Origin of the sequence: Streptomyces sp. NPDC102467 (assembly GCF_044765445.1) — a bacterium.
In the GTDB taxonomy this organism is placed as follows: domain Bacteria; phylum Actinomycetota; class Actinomycetes; order Streptomycetales; family Streptomycetaceae; genus Streptomyces.
In genome coordinates, this window is the sequence record NZ_JBIWKA010000006.1 from 374,573 (window position 1) to 391,002 (window position 16,430).

The 16,430-nt window shown below is 71.9% G+C and carries 13 protein-coding genes; 2 read left to right on the forward strand and 11 right to left on the reverse strand.

Annotation, left to right across the window (positions count from 1 at the left end):
• Nucleotides 1–136: 136 nt before the first annotated feature.
• The 4 genes from ACIREE_RS14740 to ACIREE_RS14755 form a co-directional block, all read right to left on the reverse strand.
• Nucleotides 137–1,372, reverse strand: a complete 1,236-nt coding sequence (locus ACIREE_RS14740) for a S8 family serine peptidase (RefSeq protein WP_404150992.1) — start codon at nucleotides 1,370–1,372, stop codon at nucleotides 137–139.
• Complete coding sequence (locus ACIREE_RS14745) at nucleotides 1,369–4,686, reverse strand: right-handed parallel beta-helix repeat-containing protein (protein ID WP_404150994.1); 3,318 nt, start codon at nucleotides 4,684–4,686, stop codon at nucleotides 1,369–1,371. Before ACIREE_RS14745 ends, ACIREE_RS14740 begins: the two co-directional genes overlap by 4 nt.
• Nucleotides 4,687–4,830: 144 nt before the next feature.
• Nucleotides 4,831–6,027: a ricin-type beta-trefoil lectin domain protein gene (locus tag ACIREE_RS14750; RefSeq protein ID WP_404150996.1), complete on the reverse strand. Its 1,197-nt coding sequence runs from the start codon at nucleotides 6,025–6,027 to the stop codon at nucleotides 4,831–4,833.
• The gene (locus tag ACIREE_RS14755) at nucleotides 6,024–6,761 is read right to left on the reverse strand and encodes a type VII secretion system-associated protein (protein WP_404151231.1); all 738 of its coding nucleotides are present in this window, start codon (nucleotides 6,759–6,761) and stop codon (nucleotides 6,024–6,026) included. The genes ACIREE_RS14750 and ACIREE_RS14755 overlap by 4 nt, the downstream gene beginning before the upstream one ends.
• A gap of 335 nt (nucleotides 6,762–7,096) precedes the next feature.
• Here ACIREE_RS14755 and ACIREE_RS14760 point away from each other — a divergent pair, with 335 nt between their 5' ends.
• Nucleotides 7,097–8,134: a mannose-binding protein gene (locus tag ACIREE_RS14760; protein WP_404150998.1), complete on the forward strand. Its 1,038-nt coding sequence runs from the start codon at nucleotides 7,097–7,099 to the stop codon at nucleotides 8,132–8,134.
• 20 nt (nucleotides 8,135–8,154) lie between these two features.
• Here ACIREE_RS14760 and ACIREE_RS14765 read toward each other — a convergent pair whose 3' ends face one another.
• The 7 genes from ACIREE_RS14765 to ACIREE_RS14795 all read right to left on the reverse strand — a co-directional run bounded on the left by ACIREE_RS14765 (nucleotide 8,155) and on the right by ACIREE_RS14795 (nucleotide 15,193).
• Entirely contained in the window at nucleotides 8,155–8,730 is a 576-nt protein-coding gene (locus tag ACIREE_RS14765; protein ID WP_404151000.1) for a sugar kinase, read from the reverse strand.
• Between the two features lie 25 nt (nucleotides 8,731–8,755).
• Nucleotides 8,756–9,898, reverse strand: coding sequence for an ROK family glucokinase (locus ACIREE_RS14770; protein ID WP_404151002.1), 1,143 nt, complete (start codon nucleotides 9,896–9,898; stop codon nucleotides 8,756–8,758).
• A 332-nt stretch (nucleotides 9,899–10,230) separates the two neighbouring features.
• Nucleotides 10,231–11,100 (reverse strand): ATP-binding cassette domain-containing protein, encoded by an 870-nt coding sequence (locus ACIREE_RS14775; protein WP_404151004.1) that lies wholly within the window; start codon nucleotides 11,098–11,100, stop codon nucleotides 10,231–10,233.
• The gene (locus tag ACIREE_RS14780; RefSeq protein ID WP_404151005.1) at nucleotides 11,097–12,140 is read right to left on the reverse strand and encodes an ABC transporter permease; all 1,044 of its coding nucleotides are present in this window, start codon (nucleotides 12,138–12,140) and stop codon (nucleotides 11,097–11,099) included. Before ACIREE_RS14780 ends, ACIREE_RS14775 begins: the two co-directional genes overlap by 4 nt.
• The gene (locus ACIREE_RS14785; protein WP_404151007.1) at nucleotides 12,137–13,141 is read right to left on the reverse strand and encodes a sugar ABC transporter substrate-binding protein; all 1,005 of its coding nucleotides are present in this window, start codon (nucleotides 13,139–13,141) and stop codon (nucleotides 12,137–12,139) included. Before ACIREE_RS14785 ends, ACIREE_RS14780 begins: the two co-directional genes overlap by 4 nt.
• Before the next feature lie 140 nt (nucleotides 13,142–13,281).
• Entirely contained in the window at nucleotides 13,282–14,292 is a 1,011-nt protein-coding gene (locus tag ACIREE_RS14790) for a sugar ABC transporter substrate-binding protein (protein ID WP_404151009.1), read from the reverse strand.
• 136 nt (nucleotides 14,293–14,428) lie between these two features.
• A complete protein-coding gene (locus tag ACIREE_RS14795) occupies nucleotides 14,429–15,193 on the reverse strand; it encodes a GntR family transcriptional regulator (protein WP_404151010.1) in 765 nt (254 codons plus the stop codon).
• Nucleotides 15,194–15,330: 137 nt separating this feature from the next.
• On the opposite strand from ACIREE_RS14795, the gene ACIREE_RS14800 reads away from it, so the two are divergent.
• Entirely contained in the window at nucleotides 15,331–16,335 is a 1,005-nt protein-coding gene (locus ACIREE_RS14800) for a Gfo/Idh/MocA family oxidoreductase (RefSeq protein WP_404151012.1), read from the forward strand.
• Nucleotides 16,336–16,430 lie beyond the last annotated feature (95 nt).

Sequence of the window (16,430 nt, forward strand, 5' to 3'; positions counted from 1 at the left end):
GGGGGCGCGTACGCCCCCGGCGGGGTGGGCGGGGGCCGCGGGGGAGGGCCCCCGGCGCTGCTTTCGGGGCCGCCCCCCCCCCCCGGGGGGGGGGGCCCCCCCCGCCCCCCCCCCCGCCGCTCAGTCGTTCAGCCGTTCAGTCGCTGGTTGCCGCGTCCGCCTGTGCCGGGCGCCAGCCCCGCGCGCGGGCCCGGGACAGGGCGAACCCGGCCCAGAGCGCGGCGAGGACAGCGGCCGAGCCGAGGAGGACGAAGAGGGTGGCGCGGCCGGTGGCGCGGTCGGCGCCCGAGGTGTCGCGGACGGTCACGGGGTCCACGGCGCGCGCTGCGCCCGCCGCCGCACCAGAGCCGGAGCCGGAGCCGTCCAGCACGGCCGTGACGGCGGCGTAGGGGTCCAGCTGCGGGATGTCGGCCGGGTACGCGGTGGCGGTCAGGCGGCGCGTGACGGCGTCGGCGGAGTCGTCGGGGCGGACGGCGCGCACCGCGGCGGCGGCGCCTGCGGCGTAGGCGGCGGCCACCGAGGCCCCGCTGCCGAGGTAGTGCCCGGTGCCGCGCGGGCCGCCCGAGACCACTCCGGCGCCGGGGGCGGCCAGGTCGATGCCGTCGGTGGCCAGGGAGTTGTCCGGGCGGGCGCCGCTGGGGAGCATGCCGGCGACCGAGAGGACACCGGGCTCACCGGCCGGCCAGTACGTGCGGGCCGGGACCTTGTCGCCGCCGGCCGTCGAAGAGGCCGGGTCCGGGGTGGCCGCGGCGACCACCACCGCGCCCGCGTCGCGCGCTTCGGCGACCGCGCGGGTGACGTCCTTGTCGCGGCCGGGCAGCGCCACCCCGACGGCGATCACGTCCGCGTGGGCCGCGGTCGCCTCGCGCAGCGCCGTGGCGACCAGGCCCGCGCTCGCCTCGCCGAGCCGGTCGGTGCCGCGCAGCGCCAGGATCTTCGCGGCCGGGGCCACTCCGGCCAGGCGCGGCCCTGCCCCGCCGGTCCCGGCGATCAGCCCGGCGAGGAAGGTGCCGTGCCCGACGCAGTCGTCGGCGGCGCTGCCCTGGGCGGTGACCCGTCCGTCGAGTCCGGCGGCGCCGGGGGCGACACCGGTGTCGATCAGGGCGACGGTCACTCCCTCGCCGGTGCTGTGCCGGTGCATCCGGTCCAGGTCGAGGCGCTGGCGCGACCAGTCCTGCTTCTTCGCCGTCTCCTTGGAGGCGGGGACGCAGTTCGTCTGCTCGGCGTCGGGGTCCAACGCGGAGGGCATGGCGGGCAGTTCCTGGCTCTTGCCGTCGGCCGCCCCGGCCGGTGCGACGGCGGGCAGCAGCAGGGCGGCGGCGAGCCCCGCGCCGGACAGCAGGCGGGCGCCCCTGCGGGCGGGCGGCCTCACCGGGCCGCCTTCGGGGCGGCCGCCGCGCTCACGTCTTCGGGCGACAGGACACGCAGGTCGTCGAGGGTGGGCGCGGTCAGCGAACTGAGCCGTCCCGCCTGCCGGGTGACCATCAGGTCGACCATCTGGCGGGCCAGGCGCGCGTTGCCGAACGAGCGGTCGCGGGGCAGCGCGTCGAAGTACTCCTTGAGCAGCGGGCCGGTGCCGGGGCCGCATTCGTAGCCCATGCTCGTGGCCTGGGCACGCACGATGGTGACCAGTTCCTCGGAGGAGTAGTCGTCGAAGGTGATCCGGCGCGGGAAGCGGGAGGCGAGGCCCGGGTTGGAGCCGAGGAAGCGCTCCATCTCGTCGGTGTAGCCGGCGACGATGACGATCACCTCGTCGCGGTGGTCCTCCATCAGCTTCAGCAGGGTGTCCACCGCCTCCTGCCCGAAGTCGGCGCCCTCGCCGCGCGGGGTGAGGGTGTACGCCTCGTCGATGAACAGGACACCGCCCCGGGCCCGTTCGAAGACCTCGCGGGTCAGCTGGGCGGTATGGCCGATGTAGCGGCCGACCAGGTCGGCGCGGGCCGCCTCGACCATCTGGCCCCGCTCCAGGATGCCGAGCTGGGTCAGGATCTCTCCGTAGAGGCGGGCGACGGTGGTCTTGCCGGTGCCGGGCGGTCCTGTGAAGACCAGGTGGTGGCTGAGCGAGGGCACCGGGAGTCCGGCGGCGGCCCGGTGGCGGGCGGTGGTGATCAGGTTGACCAGGTCGGCGACGTCGCGCTTCACCTCGGACAGGCCGATCATGTCGCCGAGGCGGGTCAGCGGGTCGTCGTCCGGTACGGCGGTACCGGCACTCGTGCCCGCGGCGGTCGCGGAGACGTCGTCCGGCAGCAGCAGCCGCAGGTCGTGCTCACCGACCTGGTCCTGGGCGGAGAGCCGGACCGCCTGGCGGTCCACCATCTCCTCGAACACCCCGCGTGCGGCACGGCCGTTGCCGAAGCCGGCGTCGCGCGGCAGCGCCTCGAAGTGCGCGGCGAGGGCCGCCGCGGTGCCCTCCCCCAGTTCGTACTGGTGCTGGGCGCACATGCTCTCCATGATCGCGACCAGGTCGGGCACCGAGTAGTTCTCGAACTCGACGGTCCGTGAGAAGCGGGAGGCCAGGCCCGGGTTGGAGCCGAGGAAGGACTCCATCTCGCGGGAGTAGCCGGCCGCGACCACCACCACCTCGTCGCGGTGGTCCTCCATCAGCTTCAGCAGGGTGTCCACCGCCTCCTTGCCGAAGTCGGCGCCGCCGTTGCCGCTGTCCGAGGTGAGCGTGTATGCCTCGTCGATGAACAGCACGCCGCCGAGGGCCCGTTGGAAGGTCTCGCTCGTCTTGATCGCGGTACCGCCGACGACCTGGGCGACCAGGTCGGCGCGGGAGACCTCCACGAGGTGCCCGCTGCGCAGCGAGCCCAGTTCGGCGAGGATCGCGCCATAGAGGCGGGCGACGGTGGTCTTACCGGTGCCGGGGGGCCCGGCGAAGATCAGGTGGCGGCTCATCGGCGGGGCCAGCATGCCGAGTTGTTCACGGCGCCGGGCGAGCTGGGTCAGGTTGACCAGGGTGCGCACCTGCTGCTTGACGTTCTCCAGGCCGATCAGCGCGTTGAGGGCGCCGAGCGGGCCGTCCTCGCGGTCCGGCGCGGGCCCGTCGGCGGCGCCCGATCCGGCCGGGTCGGTGTTCTCGGCACTGCCGCTGCCCCAGGCGTCGCGCTTGCCGTTGCCGGTGCTGTTCAGGCCGTCGACGGCGAGCCGGTCGCCGGGCGCGGTCTGCACCAGGCCGCCGCCCTCGTTCTCCCGGGCCAGGCAGTTGACGAGCGAGACCGGCGCGGTGGATTCGACCCGGAAGCCGTCCTGGGCGCCGCCGGTGGCCTCGCAGCCGCTGAGCGAGGCGAGTGCGCCCTCGCTCAGCAGGAAGCCGTGGCCCTTCGCGGCATGCACCGACGTACGGTTGGCGGTCAACTCGCCGCCCGCGGCGACCAGGACGCCCTCCTCGCCGGATATCTCCACGCGGAAGTCGCGGACCGTGACGTTGCCGCCGTCCTCCACGACCAGGCCGCCGGTCGCGGAGTCGGAGACCCCGCCACCGGCCAGGTACAGGGTGCTGCCGGAGGACACGCGCACGCCCGCGCCCTTCGGCCGGACGACCTCGCAGTCCTCGACGCGGCCCCGGGCGTCCTTGGCCGCGGTGATGCCGTCGCCCGCGGGTTCCACGAGGCGGGCCCTGCGCAGCATCGGGTTGGCGCCGCCGCTCAGCGCGATCGCGGGCGAGCCACCGATCACCTCGAGGCGGTCCAGCTCCGGTGCCGCGTCCTCCTCGAGGAGCAGTCCGGCGTGCTCGCAGTCGCGCACGGTCAGGCCGGTCAGTGCCGGGGAGGCGGCCCCGGCGACGCGCAGCGCGGCGCTGCCCGCGCCGTCCACCCAGCAGTCCTCGAAGGTGCCGCGCGCCCGGTCGGTGACGAGCACGCCGTGGCCGCGGGAGCGCGAGACACGGCAGCGGCGCAGCACGGGGTCGGTACCCGCGGCCAGCGCGATCCCGTGCCCGGAGGCTCCGCTGACGCGGACGTCCTCAAGGGTGGTGCGGCCCGCGCTGCTGAGATGCACGCCCGTGCTGGTGTCGTGCACCACGGTGCGGATCACCGAGAGGGAACTGTTCTGTTCCAGGGCGATCGAGGGCTTGTCCGTGGAGGAGATGTCGCAGTCCTCGATGGTGCCGCGGGACTCGCCATTGGCGAGCACGCCGTTGCCGCGGGCGTCGCGCACCGTGCAGCCGCGCACCCGCGCCTCGCCCTGCTCCGCGACGACCAGGCCGCTGGTGCCCAGGTGCTCGAAGGTGCAGGACTCCACGGTGGTGGGCGTGGTCGAGGTGACCACGACGCCCGCGCCCTTCGGGTTGCTCACCCGGCACTCGCGCAGCGCGAGCGAACCGGTGCCGCCGGCGAGCAGCGCGGTCCAGGCGGCGCCGATGATCTCGCAGCCGTCGAGGGCGGCCTGCCCGCGCCGTACGTCCACGGCCGGCTGTTCGGCGTCGCCGCCGCGCAGGGTCAGCTCGGTGAGCATCACGGCGTCGGCGCGCAACGCGAGCACGCTGCCCGAGCGCGGCCGGATCTCCACCGTCCCGCGTCCTTCGGCGGCGGTGAGGGTGACCCGGGTGTGGATCACCAGATTCTCCGTGTATGTCCCGGGCCGGACGCTGATGAGCGCGCCGGTCCGGGCGGCAGCGAGTGCCTCACCGATCGTCCGGTAGCGGTCCTGGTCCCCTGGACCGACCGTCAGTACCTGGCGCGACACGCACCAACCTCCTTGCCGTGGCGGCGTCTTCAGCGGGCGCCCCCGCTTTGCCGGGGCGCGTGTCGGCGAGCCGACGATCTCATCATGCCTTGCGCTCGGGGCGGGCGGACGCCCGGCTCGGCGCCCCCGCACCACGGCGGCCGGTCAGAAGTACCACTTCTGGGCGTCGGCGCCGTTGCAGGTCCACAGTTGCACCGGGGTCTTGTTGTTCGGGTTGCTGCCCTTGATGTCCACGCACAGGCCCGAGCCGGTGTTGAAGATCTCGTGGCGCGAGTTCAGGACGAACTTCTGGGCGCTGGTGCCGTTGCACCGGGCGATCTGCATGAGGGCGTGGGGGGTGAAGTTCGCGTTGGCGACGTCCAGGCACAGGCCGCCGATGCGGATGGTGCCGTCGGAGCCGATCTGCCAGCGCTGCGCCTCGAGGCCCGTGCAGTCCCAGATGATCAGCTTCTTGCCGTCGGTGAAGTTGGCGTTCGGCACGTCGAGACAGCGCCCCGAGAGCGGGCTACGGAAGGAGACGGGGCCGCTGAACGTCACGGCAGGCGCCTTGGCGGTCGTGTTCTTCTTGCTGTCGGACTTCTTGGTGTCGCTCTGCTTCTTCGTCTGCTTCTGCGTCTCCGCGGTCTTCTTATCGGCGTCGGCCTTCGGCTCGTCCGCGCTCCCGCTCTTGCCCGCGGGGATCTCGGGAACGGTGTTCCCTGCCTTCTCGCTCTTCTTGGCGTCCTTCTTGCCGTCGGCCGAGGCGCTGCCGCTGGGCGTGGCCTCCGAGAACGCGCCCGGCGTGTCCTGCGCGCTCCCGTCGAGCACGGTGCCCGCCGCCGTCGTCTCCTTGCGGTCGTTGTTGTCGTCGTCCCCACCGAGCACCAGGAACGGCACCGAGACGAGCAGCGCCCCGATCACGGCGGCGCCGGCCAGCACCGCCTTGCCCGGCCGTCCCACCGGCCTGGCCCGCTGGTCCGGCTGGTCGATCGCGGTCGCGGTCATGGTCCGTACGAGCGCGGGCAGCCGGCTCTTGGCCGCGGCGGCGGCGCCGGGGTCGGCCTCGCTCCCGGCCTCACTTCCGGCTTCTGCTTTTGGCTCCGCCTCTGCCTCAGATTTCGCCTCTGTCTCGGCCTCTGCTTTTACGGTCGAGGTCGGCGTCGGGGTAGAGGTCGAGGTCGAGCCCTGAGCGGCCGGCTTCGTACCGGCCTCGGCGCCACCGGCGACGGCCTTCGTACCGGCCTCGGGCTCCGACTTCGCCTCTACGGGCTCGGACTTGGGCCCGGTCTCGGCGGTGGAGGCAGCGGAGGCGGCGGCGGTCACGGCCGTCTCCTCGCCGTCGGTGCGGGACGTGCGCGTCACGGGGTCCTCCCGGGAATGTGGGGCCGGAGTTCAGGAGAGCTGGCGGTCCGGTCCGCGGCGGGGACCTCGACCGGAGGAGCGGTATGGACTGCCGTGCCGGGGAGGGCCCCTGCGCCCTCGGCGGCCGGCTCGGCCACGGGAGCGAGGAGACGGTCCGCCGGGACGAGCAGAGGGGCCGCCGCTCCGGCGTTGGCCAGCAGCAAGGTGCCGGAACCGCTCAGCGAACGGGCCAACTCCCGGGCCGGGAGCGTGTCATGCCGAAGTGCCGGGGACATGAACGCGTGTGCCGACGAGGTGAACAACAGCACCACGGGCGCCCCGTCCTCGCCCGCGGCCGTGAGCGGCGCGCCGTCCGGTGCGCGCACCACGGTGACCTCGGTCTCCGCGAGCACCGCCAGCGCCTCGTCCACCGAGCCGTAGCCGGCGGCCGCCCGCTGTGCCGCCGCGTCCACCGGGTCGGTGGGCTCGGGCCAGCCGAGGGCCCGGGCCGAGGGCCGGTACTCCGGGTTGGCGCGGTACTCCGCGACGGCCCCGTCCCCGTCCGACTGCCACTCCCCCAGCACCGCCCACTGCGGTGGCGTCCGCTCCTCGGTCCACTCCGGGTCGACCACCCCGACCCAGTGCCCCGGCGCCAGCCGTGCGGCGGCCCGCACGGCCTCGGGTATGTCGGGGACGTCGGTGGCCGCGGTGGGTTCGTCCGCATGCCTGCCCTCTTGCCGTTCTCCGGGCCGCATCTCCACCTGAACTCTCGTGGTCCGTACGAATTCTTGGGTGCCGAACGGCTTGCGCACACGCCGACACTGATCAAGTCAGGGAGCCAACAGGATGCCACACGCGCCTCTTTGACAGGGCGCCGGGAAAGCTCCGGATCGGGCTTCCACGTGCCCGTTCTCTGCCCGAGTCCTGAACTTTACGGGAGTTGTGAGACGAGAGCGGACAAAGTGACGGCCCGGTCAGGAGGGTTGGGAGGGAAGGGAGGGTTGTCGTTCCGGCGACGGGCTAAGTTGGTTACGCCGTCGGCCACTTCGGCGTACGGCGCCTTCCGGCCGTCCGGCCCGAGCCGTACGAGATGGGCCTCTCCCCCGCCGACAGCTCCGCCACCGACAGCTCCGCCACCGAGGAGGAGTACCGCATGTCCCCCGAGCCCCAGGCCGCCGGCGCGAACGCGAAGGCGGCCGCCGCCCACGCGGAAGAGACCGGGCCCCCGGCACCGGAGGCGGAAACGCCGAGCCCGGCCGCCGAGGGTCACGCCGCCGAAGGTCATCAGGAAGCCGAGCCCACCACGGCCCCGGCACAAGCACCCGCACCCGCACCCGCACCCGCTTCGGCACCAGCACCCGCCTTGGCCGAGAAGACCGTCGAAGCACCCAAGAAGTCCGTCGCTGTGGCGGCGGCCGTCGGGACGACGCCGTCGGGTACCAAGTCCGGCACCGGCGTCAACGGCGGACGGCCCCGCAAGCCGGTCCTGGCGGGAGCGGCGGTCGCGGGCGCCGCCCTGATCGCGATACCGCTGCTGCTGATCGGGGCGGGGGACGACGGCCGCAGCGACACGGTGAAGAGCGCGGCGGGCGCCGACACCGTCCTGAACCCGGAGTCCGCTCCCGCCGCCCTGGGCGACTACGTGGCCGAGACGCCCAGTGCGTCCCCCCACAAAGACCCGCCGAAGAAGAGCCCGGTGCCGACGGTCACCGCGAAGCCCCCGGCCGCCGTGCCCGTCCCCCAGAAGACCGCGACGAGCGCGCCGCCCAAGAAGAAGCCCACCCCCAAGGCGGCCCCGCAACCGCACTGGAGCACCGCGACCGTCTCCGCGCCCAGCGTCCTCGAGGTCAATCAGGCCTGGACGACCAACCGCATCCGGATGGTCATGCAGGCCGACGGCAACCTCGTCGTCTACAACGAGAAGGACAAGCCCATCTGGGCGGCCATGACCTTCGGCGCCAACCACCGGGCCATCTTCCAGACCGACGGCAACCTGGTCATCCACAACGGCGACGACCGCCCCATCTGGGCCTCCAAGAGCCACGGCCACGAGGGCGCCCAACTGCTCCTGCGGGCCGACGGCAAGGTCGTCATCGTGCAGAACGGCGGCGTCATCTGGTCGACCTGACCGGGGTTCAAGGCAGGCTCTCAGGGGTGCGTCATCGAGACCACGTAGACCATGGGGTGGTCCGGATTCGAGCGGTTCACCACGACGGTCTGGTTCGGGGACGGGTCCTTCTCGGTGTGGGTCAGGCCGTACCAGGGGCCGGGTCCTGTGAAATCCCAGCCGGCCACGTCCCGGTCGCGGTCGCTGATCGCGAGGTCGCCCTCTTTGAGCTCGGCCGCGTCGCTGTTGATCTTCTTCAGGAACGTGTCCAGGCCGTCGTCGTCGGTGAGGAACTGCGTGTACAGGCGGCTGACCTTGTAGTTGTTCGTCTCGTAGTAGGCGACGTCGCGGGAGGACGGGGGGACCGGAATCCCGTAGAGACGGCGCTGGACCTTGGACGGCCAGCCGATGGTCAGCCCGGTCGCCGAGTACTTGGCCTCCTTGTCCTTGCCGCTGTTGCGGCTCTGGTTCGCGGAGATCACCAGGTATCCGGCGGGGATCCCGATGAGCAGCACGATCGTCAGGAGGGTGAGGGCGCGGCGGCGGATCACCCGGCCCCGGTCCTGGCGCGGCGGCTCCTCGTCCGGGGACGAGGGCTGGCGGGGCACGGTCGTCATTGCTGGCATTCCTGTCGCTCCGGTCTCACTGGCCCTCGGCGTCGCCGAGCGTGCGGGCGTACCTCTCGTAGCGCTCGTAACGCTCCACGCGGCGGCGCTTGGCGCGACGGAAGCGGCGGGCGACCAGGCGGGCGAGGTCCGCGGCGCCGACCATGCCGGCCTCGGGGCCGAGCTGGGCGCGGGCGATGCGGGCCTCGGGGCGGTAGCCGCGGCCGGTGAGGTGCCGCCTGAAGGCTTCGCGGGCGGGGCCGATGAGCAGGTCGTCGGCGGCGGAGACGCCCCCGCCGATGACGAAGCAGGAGGGGTCGAGGGCGGCGGCGAGGTTGGCGATGCCGACGCCGAGCCACTGGCCGATGTCCTGGAGCAGCTCGATGCACATGGCGTCGCCCTCGCGGGCCAGCTCGGTGATGAGCGGCCCGGTGATGTCGGGGACGCTGCCCTTGACCCGCTCGATGATGTTGTACGCGACCGGGGAGTCGGCGGCGGCGAGCTCGCGGGCCTCGCGGACCAGCGCGTTGCCTGAGCTGTACTGCTCCCAGCAGCCGCGGTTGCCGCACGGGCAGCGGTGTCCGCCGGGGACGACCTGCATATGGCCGAACTCGCCTGCGACGCCGAACTTGCCGCGCTTGACCTGCCCGTCCTCCAGGATCGCGCCGCCGATCCCGGTGCCGAGGGTGATCATGACGAGGTGCTCCTCGCCGCGGCCCGCGCCGAACCGCCACTCCGCCCAGGCGGCGGTGTTCGCGTCGTTGTCGACCAGGACCGGGACGGAGAGACGGCCCGCGAGCCGGTCGCGCAGCGGCTCGTTGCGCCAGGACAGGTGCGGGGCGAACAGGACGCGGTTGCGGTCCGCGTCGACCCAGCCGGCCGCGCCGATCCCCACCGCGTGGACGTCGTGCCGGTCGGACAGGTCGAGGACCAGCTCGGTGATGGTGTCCTCGACGACCTTGGGGCTCTTCGACTTGTCGGGCGTCTCGACCCGCAGCGTCTCCAGGATGATGCCGTCCGCGTCCACGACACCCGCCATCACCTTCGTGCCGCCGATGTCGATGCCGACGGTGGGGACGCGGGGGGCCGTCAGGTGCGAGCGGCGCTCCCGGGTGCCGACCGTCCGCAGGACGGTGGCCCGGGCGCTGCCCCGGTGGGCTAGGTCGCGGTAGGTGCTCATTGCGGCGATTCTGCCTCACGCACCGGCTCCGCCGCATGCCGGGTTTCTATGGTTCGGGTCGCGACCCAGGGGCCGGGTGGCGCGCCTCTCGTACGCGGCCGCGGCCCGGTGGGGCTTCTCGCGCAGTTCCCCGCGCCCCTGAGGCATGCGGCTCCGCCGCAGCCCCATGGGGCGCGTTACGCGCCCTCTGAGATGGCGCACGCAGTGCGCATCTCAGGGGCGCGGGGCGCGCTCAGCCCCCACCGGTCCGCAGACGCCTATGGACCCCCGGCGCCACGGCGAACCCGCGCAACGCCCGCGCAACGGCTGACCCGCGCCACAGCGGACCCGCGCTACTTCTCGGCCCCGCCGGCCCCATGCCCGCCCAAATGCGTAGGCACAGGCGCGCGCTCCAGCTCATGACGGAGGTCGTCCAGCTCGTTGCCGCCCGCCATCTGCCGGGTCAGCTCGTCGAGGGTGATCTCGTCCCGCGTGTGGCTGCCGAACATCGCGCCCCGCTTGAGCAGGACGAACCGGTCGGCGACCAGGTAGGCATGGTGCGGGTTGTGCGTGATGAGGACCACGCCGAGGCCCGCGTCCCGCGCCGCGGCCACGTACTTCAGGACGACGCCTGACTGCTTGACGCCGAGCGCGGCGGTGGGCTCGTCGAGGACCAGGACCTTCGCGCCGAAGTAGACGGCGCGGGCGATGGCGACGCACTGGCGCTCACCGCCGGAGAGCGTGCCGACGGGCTGGTCGACGTCGCGCAGGTCGATGCCCATGCGCAGGAGTTCCTCGCGGGTCGTCCGGCGCATGAGGTCGACGTCCAGGCGCTTGAAGGGGCCCTTGCCCTTCGTCGGCTCGGAGCCAAGGAAGAAGTTGCGCCACACCGGCATCAGCGGGACGACGGCGAGGTTCTGGTAGACCGTGGCGATGCCGCGGTCGAGGGCCTCGCGCGGGTTGGCCAGTTTCGCCTCCTCGCCGTCGATCGTGAAGGAGCCCGCGTCGTGCCGGTGCAGCCCCGCGATGATCTTGATGAGGGTGGACTTGCCGGCGCCGTTGTCGCCGAGGACGCAGGAGATCTCGCCCGCGTTCACGACGAGCGAGACGTCCTCCAGGGCCTTGATGTTGCCGTAGTACTTACTGACGCCGGTGAGTTCGACCAGGGGCGTACGCGCCTCGGTGGTCGCTTCGTCCGGGGTCAGTGCGTCGTCCGTGCTCACTTGATCGCCTCCGCGCGCTTGCGGACCCACGCGTTGAGCAGGGTCGCGAGGAGCAGCATCGCCCCGAGGAAGAACTTGAACCAGTCCGAGTTCCACTCGGCGAACACGATGCCCTTGCTGGTCATGCCGAAGATCAGCGCGCCGATGGCCGCGCCGACCGCCGAGCCGTAGCCGCCGGTGATCAGACAGCCGCCGATGACGGCAGCGACGATGTAGATCAGCTCGTTGCCGACCCCTTCGCCGGACTGCACGACGTCGTACGAGAAGAGCAGGTGCTGGCCGGAGATCCAGGCGCCGAAGGCGACACCCATGTACAGGCCGATCTTGGTCTTGTTGACCGGGACGCCGACCGCGCGGGCCGCGTCCAGGTCGCCGCCGACCGCGAAGATCCAGTTGCCGACGCGGGTGCGCAGCAGGATCCAGGTGGCGACCAGGATGAGGGCGAGCCACCAGATGATGGTGATCTTGAAGTCGACGCCGCCGATGGTGAACGTGGAGGCGAAGACGGACTTCGCGGAGGAGAAGCCCTGCATGTCGGAGATCGACTTCGTCGAGACCGTGCCGCTGATCAGCTTGGTGAAGCCCAGGTTCATGCCGGTCAGCATCAGGAACGTGCCCAGCGTGATGATGAAACTGGGCAGCTTGGTGCGGGTGAGCATGAAGCCGTTGAAGACGCCGATGGCGAGGGTGACGAGGAGGGACACTCCTACGCCGACCCAGGTGTTCGCCGTCATCTGGTAGCTGAACATGGACGAGATCAGCGCCGACGACGTCACCAGGACACCCGCCGACAGGTCGAACTCGCCGCCGATCATCAGCAGCGCGACCGGGACGGCCATGATGCCGAGGGTCGAGGCCGCGTAGAGGACGGTCGCGAGGCTGGCGGCCCGCAGGAAGCTGTCCGCGAAGATCGCGAAGAAGATGAAGACGGCGACGGCGCCGACGATCGAGCCGAGCTCGGGACGGCCGAGGAGCTTCTTCCAGGGCGAGGTTCTCAGCACACGCTCGTCGAGTTGCGGCTCGGGAGTCGTGGTCGTCATCGTGTCCCCCGCTTCGCGTAGTCAGCGAGCTTGGCGGCCTGGTCCTTGGTGACGATCTGCGGTCCTGTGAGGACCGGCTTGCCGCCGCCGAGCACGTTGGCGTTGTACCGGTAGAGCCAGAGCAGGTCCACGGCCTCGTAGCCCTGAAGGTAGGGCTGCTGGTCGACGGCGAAGCCCAGCGAGTCGTCCTGGAGGCCCTGGGCGACCTTCTCGTTCAGGTCGAACGTGTCGATCTCGGCCTTGCTGCCCGCGTCCTCCTTGGCCTTCACCGCGGTGGCCGCGAAGGGGGCGCCGAGCGTGACGACCGCGTCGACGGAACTGTCGGACTGCAGCTTCGCCTCGATGGAGGACTGCACGTCGGGCATGTTGGTGCCCTCGACGTACAGGTTCGTCATCGTGCCCTTGAAGGTCTCCTTGGCACCCGCGCAGCGCTGCTCGTGGCCGACGTTGCCCTGCTCGTGCAGGATGCACAGGGCCTTCTTCTTGCCCCGCTTGTTGAGCTCCTCGCCGACGGCCTCGCCCGCGATCTTCTCGTCCTGGCCGATGTGGGTGAGCGCGCCGAACTTCTTGGACTCCGCGGAGCCCGAGTTCACCGTGATGACCGGGATGCCGGCCTTCTCGGCGCGGGTCAGGGCCGCCTTCATCGCGTCCGGCTTGGCGAGCGTGACAATGATGCCGTCGACCTTCTTGTCGATAGCGGCATCGACGAGCTGCGCCTGCTGGTTCGCCTCGTCGTTGTGCGAGTAGAGGAAGTTGATGTTGTCCTTGACGGCGGCCTGCTTGGCGCCGTTCTGGACGATGTCCCAGAAGGTGTCGCCGTCACCCGAGTGGGTGATCATGGCGAACGTCCAGCGCGGGGTGTTCACCGCGGCCTTGCCCTGGGCGGTCTGTGCCTTCCTGGCGTCCTCCGCCCGCTTGCCGCCGGTGCTGCTGCATCCCGCCAGCGAGAGGCCGAGCGCCCCCGCTACGGCGATGCTCACCCAGGTCCGAAACCGTGCCACGAGGCCGTGCCCTTCTAGGTCTGCTGCGTCATACACCGGGGGCGGCGAGGAGCCGGTCCCGGTGGACCGGTCACCGGTCCTTGAAGACCGCTTCGCGGTCCCAAACGCACAAGTATGAGTCACGGGGATCATCCAACGGTTCACCGGGTACCGCGCGCGGTGTACTTCTCCAGCTGGGGCACGTCTTTGGCCGTGACGAGCGCGGGTCCGGTGAACACGGGTTTCCCGCCGCCCAGCACATTGCCGTTGGTCTCGTGGAGCCATAGTTCGTCGACCGCCAGATAGCCCTGCAGATACGGCTGCTGGTCGACCGCGAAGGTGACCTCCTTCGCCTTCAGCCGCCGGACGACCTCGGCGTTCAGGTCGAAGGTGGCGATCTCCGCCTTGCTGTCCGCGTCACCCTTCGCCTTCACCGCGAGGGCGGCCACGGGGGCGCCGAGCGCCACGATCGCGTCGATGGACGTGTCGGCCTGGAGCTTGGCCTCGATGGAGGACTGGGCGTTCGGGGCGTTCGTGCCGTCGACGTTCAGGTTCTCGACGGTGCCCTTGAAGGTCTTCTTGACGCCCGCGCAGCGCTGCTCCAGCGAGACGTTGCCCTGCTCGTGAATGACGCACAGGGTCTTCTTGCGGCCCTCCTGCGCCAGCCTGGTGCCGACGGCCTCACCGGCGACGGCCTCCTCCTGGCCGATGTGGCTGAGCGCGCCGAACTTCTGCGAGAACTCCGAGCCCGAGTTGATCGAGACCACCGGGATGCCCGCGGCCTTCGCCTTGGCGAGCACCGCCCGCGTGGCCTCCGGCTTGGCGAGCGTGACGACGATCCCGTCGACCTTCTTGTCGATCGCGGCCTGGACGAGTTCGGCCTGTCCCTTGGCTTCGTTGTCGTTCGAGTAGAGGAAGTCGACGTTGTCCTTGTCGGCGGCCTGCTCGGCGCCGCTGCGCACGATGTCCCAGAAGGTGTCGCCCTCACCGGAGTGCGTGATCATCGCGATCTTGAGGCGGGGCGTGGAGACCCCCTTGCCGCCCTGGGAACTGTCCGCGCCGTTCGCTCCGTTCTCGGCGTTCTCGGAATCCTTGCCGCCCGATCCGCTGCATCCGGCGGCGAGGGCGATCACCGCGACGAGGGCCGCGGCCGTGCGAGCTGTACGGGGCATACGCGTGCGCATCGTGGAGCCACCTCTCCTCCGGCCGCGCGGTGCGGCTGGAGGAGTTTGTAGCGGGGTCCCCTCGCAGCGTCAATGACTTTGTCAGAACATTCGGACTACGGTCGCCGATCGCCCGCAATCGCCTTCAGGAACGTACGAGGAGCTGGAACTCGAAGGAGTAGCGAGAGGCCCGGTACGTGTGCGAGGCGAACTCGACCGCGCGGCCCTTGTCGTCGAACGTCGTGCGCTCCATCGTCAGCAGCGGCGAGCCCGCCGGCTCGGCGAGGCGCTCGCCCTCGGCGGCCGTGGCGGCGCGCGCGCCGACGGACTGGCGGGCGCTGTGCAGCGTGATCCCTGCCGCGCGCATCAGCCGGTACAGGCCGGTGGCCTCCAGGCGCGCGTCCTCCAGCGGGAGCAGGCCGGTCGGCAGGTGGTTGCACAGGTACGCGAACGGTTCGCCGTGGGCCAGACGCAGCCGCTCGACGCGGTGCACCTCCTCGCCCTCGCCGATCGCGAGCGCGGCGGCGATCTCGGCGGACGCGGGCACCAGCGTGTTGACCAGGACCCGGCTCTCGGGGCGCTGACCCGCGGCCTCCAGGTCGTCGTAGAGGCTGGACAGTTCGAGGGGGCGCTTGACCTGGCTGTGCACGACCTGGGTGCCGACGCCACGGCGCCGCACGAGCAGTCCCTTGTCGACGAGGGACTGGATGGCCTGACGGACGGTGGGCCGGGACAGACCGAGCCGGCCGGCCAGCTCGATCTCGTTGCCCAGCAGGCTGCCGGGGGTCAGGGCGCCGCGCTCGATCGCCGACTCCAGCTGCTGGGAGAGCTGGAAGTACAGCGGGACCGGGCTGCTGCGGTCGACGCTGAGTTCGAGCGGGACGGTCGGGTCGGCTAGGGGTTTGGCCACGTGCCGAGCGTAGCGGCGGGAGATGTTGACGGGAAGTCCTGAAGTTCGATTGTCCGGACAAAGCACCGCAGGTCTCGAGCGGGTGTTTGTCAGGACAAAGGATTGACAGCACTTGAGCGGGACGGCACGTTGGGTCCATGCGCATCGGACTCATCGGAACGGGCCGGATCGGAACCTTTCACGCAGGTGTGCTGGAGCGGTACCGGGAGGTCGGCTCGCTCGTCGTCACCGACGCCGAGCCCGCGCGCGCCGTCGCGCTCGCCGACCGGATCGGGGCGACCGCGGCGCCCAGCGTCGACGAACTCTTCACGTGGGGCGTGGACGCCCTGGTGATCACGGCGGCCACCGCCGCGCACGCCGAGCTGATCGGGCGGGCGGCGCGGGCCGGACTGCCCGTGTTCTGCGAGAAGCCGATCGCCCTCGACCTGCCCGGGACACTGGCCGCGCTGCACGAGGTCGCGGCGGCGGGCACCGTCCTGCAACTCGGCTTCCAGCGGCGCTTCGACGCCGGGTACGCGGCCGCGCGCGAGACCGTACGGGCGGGCACGCTCGGGCGGCTGCACACCGTGCGGGCGATGACGTCCGACCCGGCGCCGCCCCCGGCCGCGTACCTGCCGCTCTCCGGCGGCCTCTACCGGGACTGCCTCGTGCACGACTTCGACATCCTGCGGTGGGTGACGGGGCACGAGGTCGTCGAGGTGTACGCGACCGGGTCCGACGCGGGGCCCTCGATGTTCCGGGAGGCGGGGGACGTCGACACGGCGGCGGTGGTCCTGACCCTGGACGACGGAACCCTTGCCACGGCCACGGCGACGCGGTGCAACGGCGCCGGGTACGACGTGCGGATGGAACTCTCCGGCGAGCGCGACACGGTGGTCGTGGGCCTCGACGACCGCACCCCGATCGCCTCCACGGAGCCGGAGGGCCCCCCGGCCGCCGCGAAGCCGTGGCCCGGCTTCCTGGAGCGGTTCGCGCCCGCGTACGAGGCCGAGTTGAAGGCCTTCGTCGACGTGGTGCGCGGGGAGCGGCCCAATCCGTGCGACGGCTGGGAGGCGCTGGCGGCGCTGCGGGTCGCGGAGGCGTGTGAGCTGTCGCGGGCCGAGCGGAGGGCCGTGCGGGTGGCGGAGGTGGCCGGGGTTTGATCGGCTCGGGCCCGTCCCTTTCGATCGCCGTCGCAGGTGGAGCTCGTAGGTCCCGTGCCCGTTCGTCATGGCTGGTCGCGCAGTTCCCCGCGCCC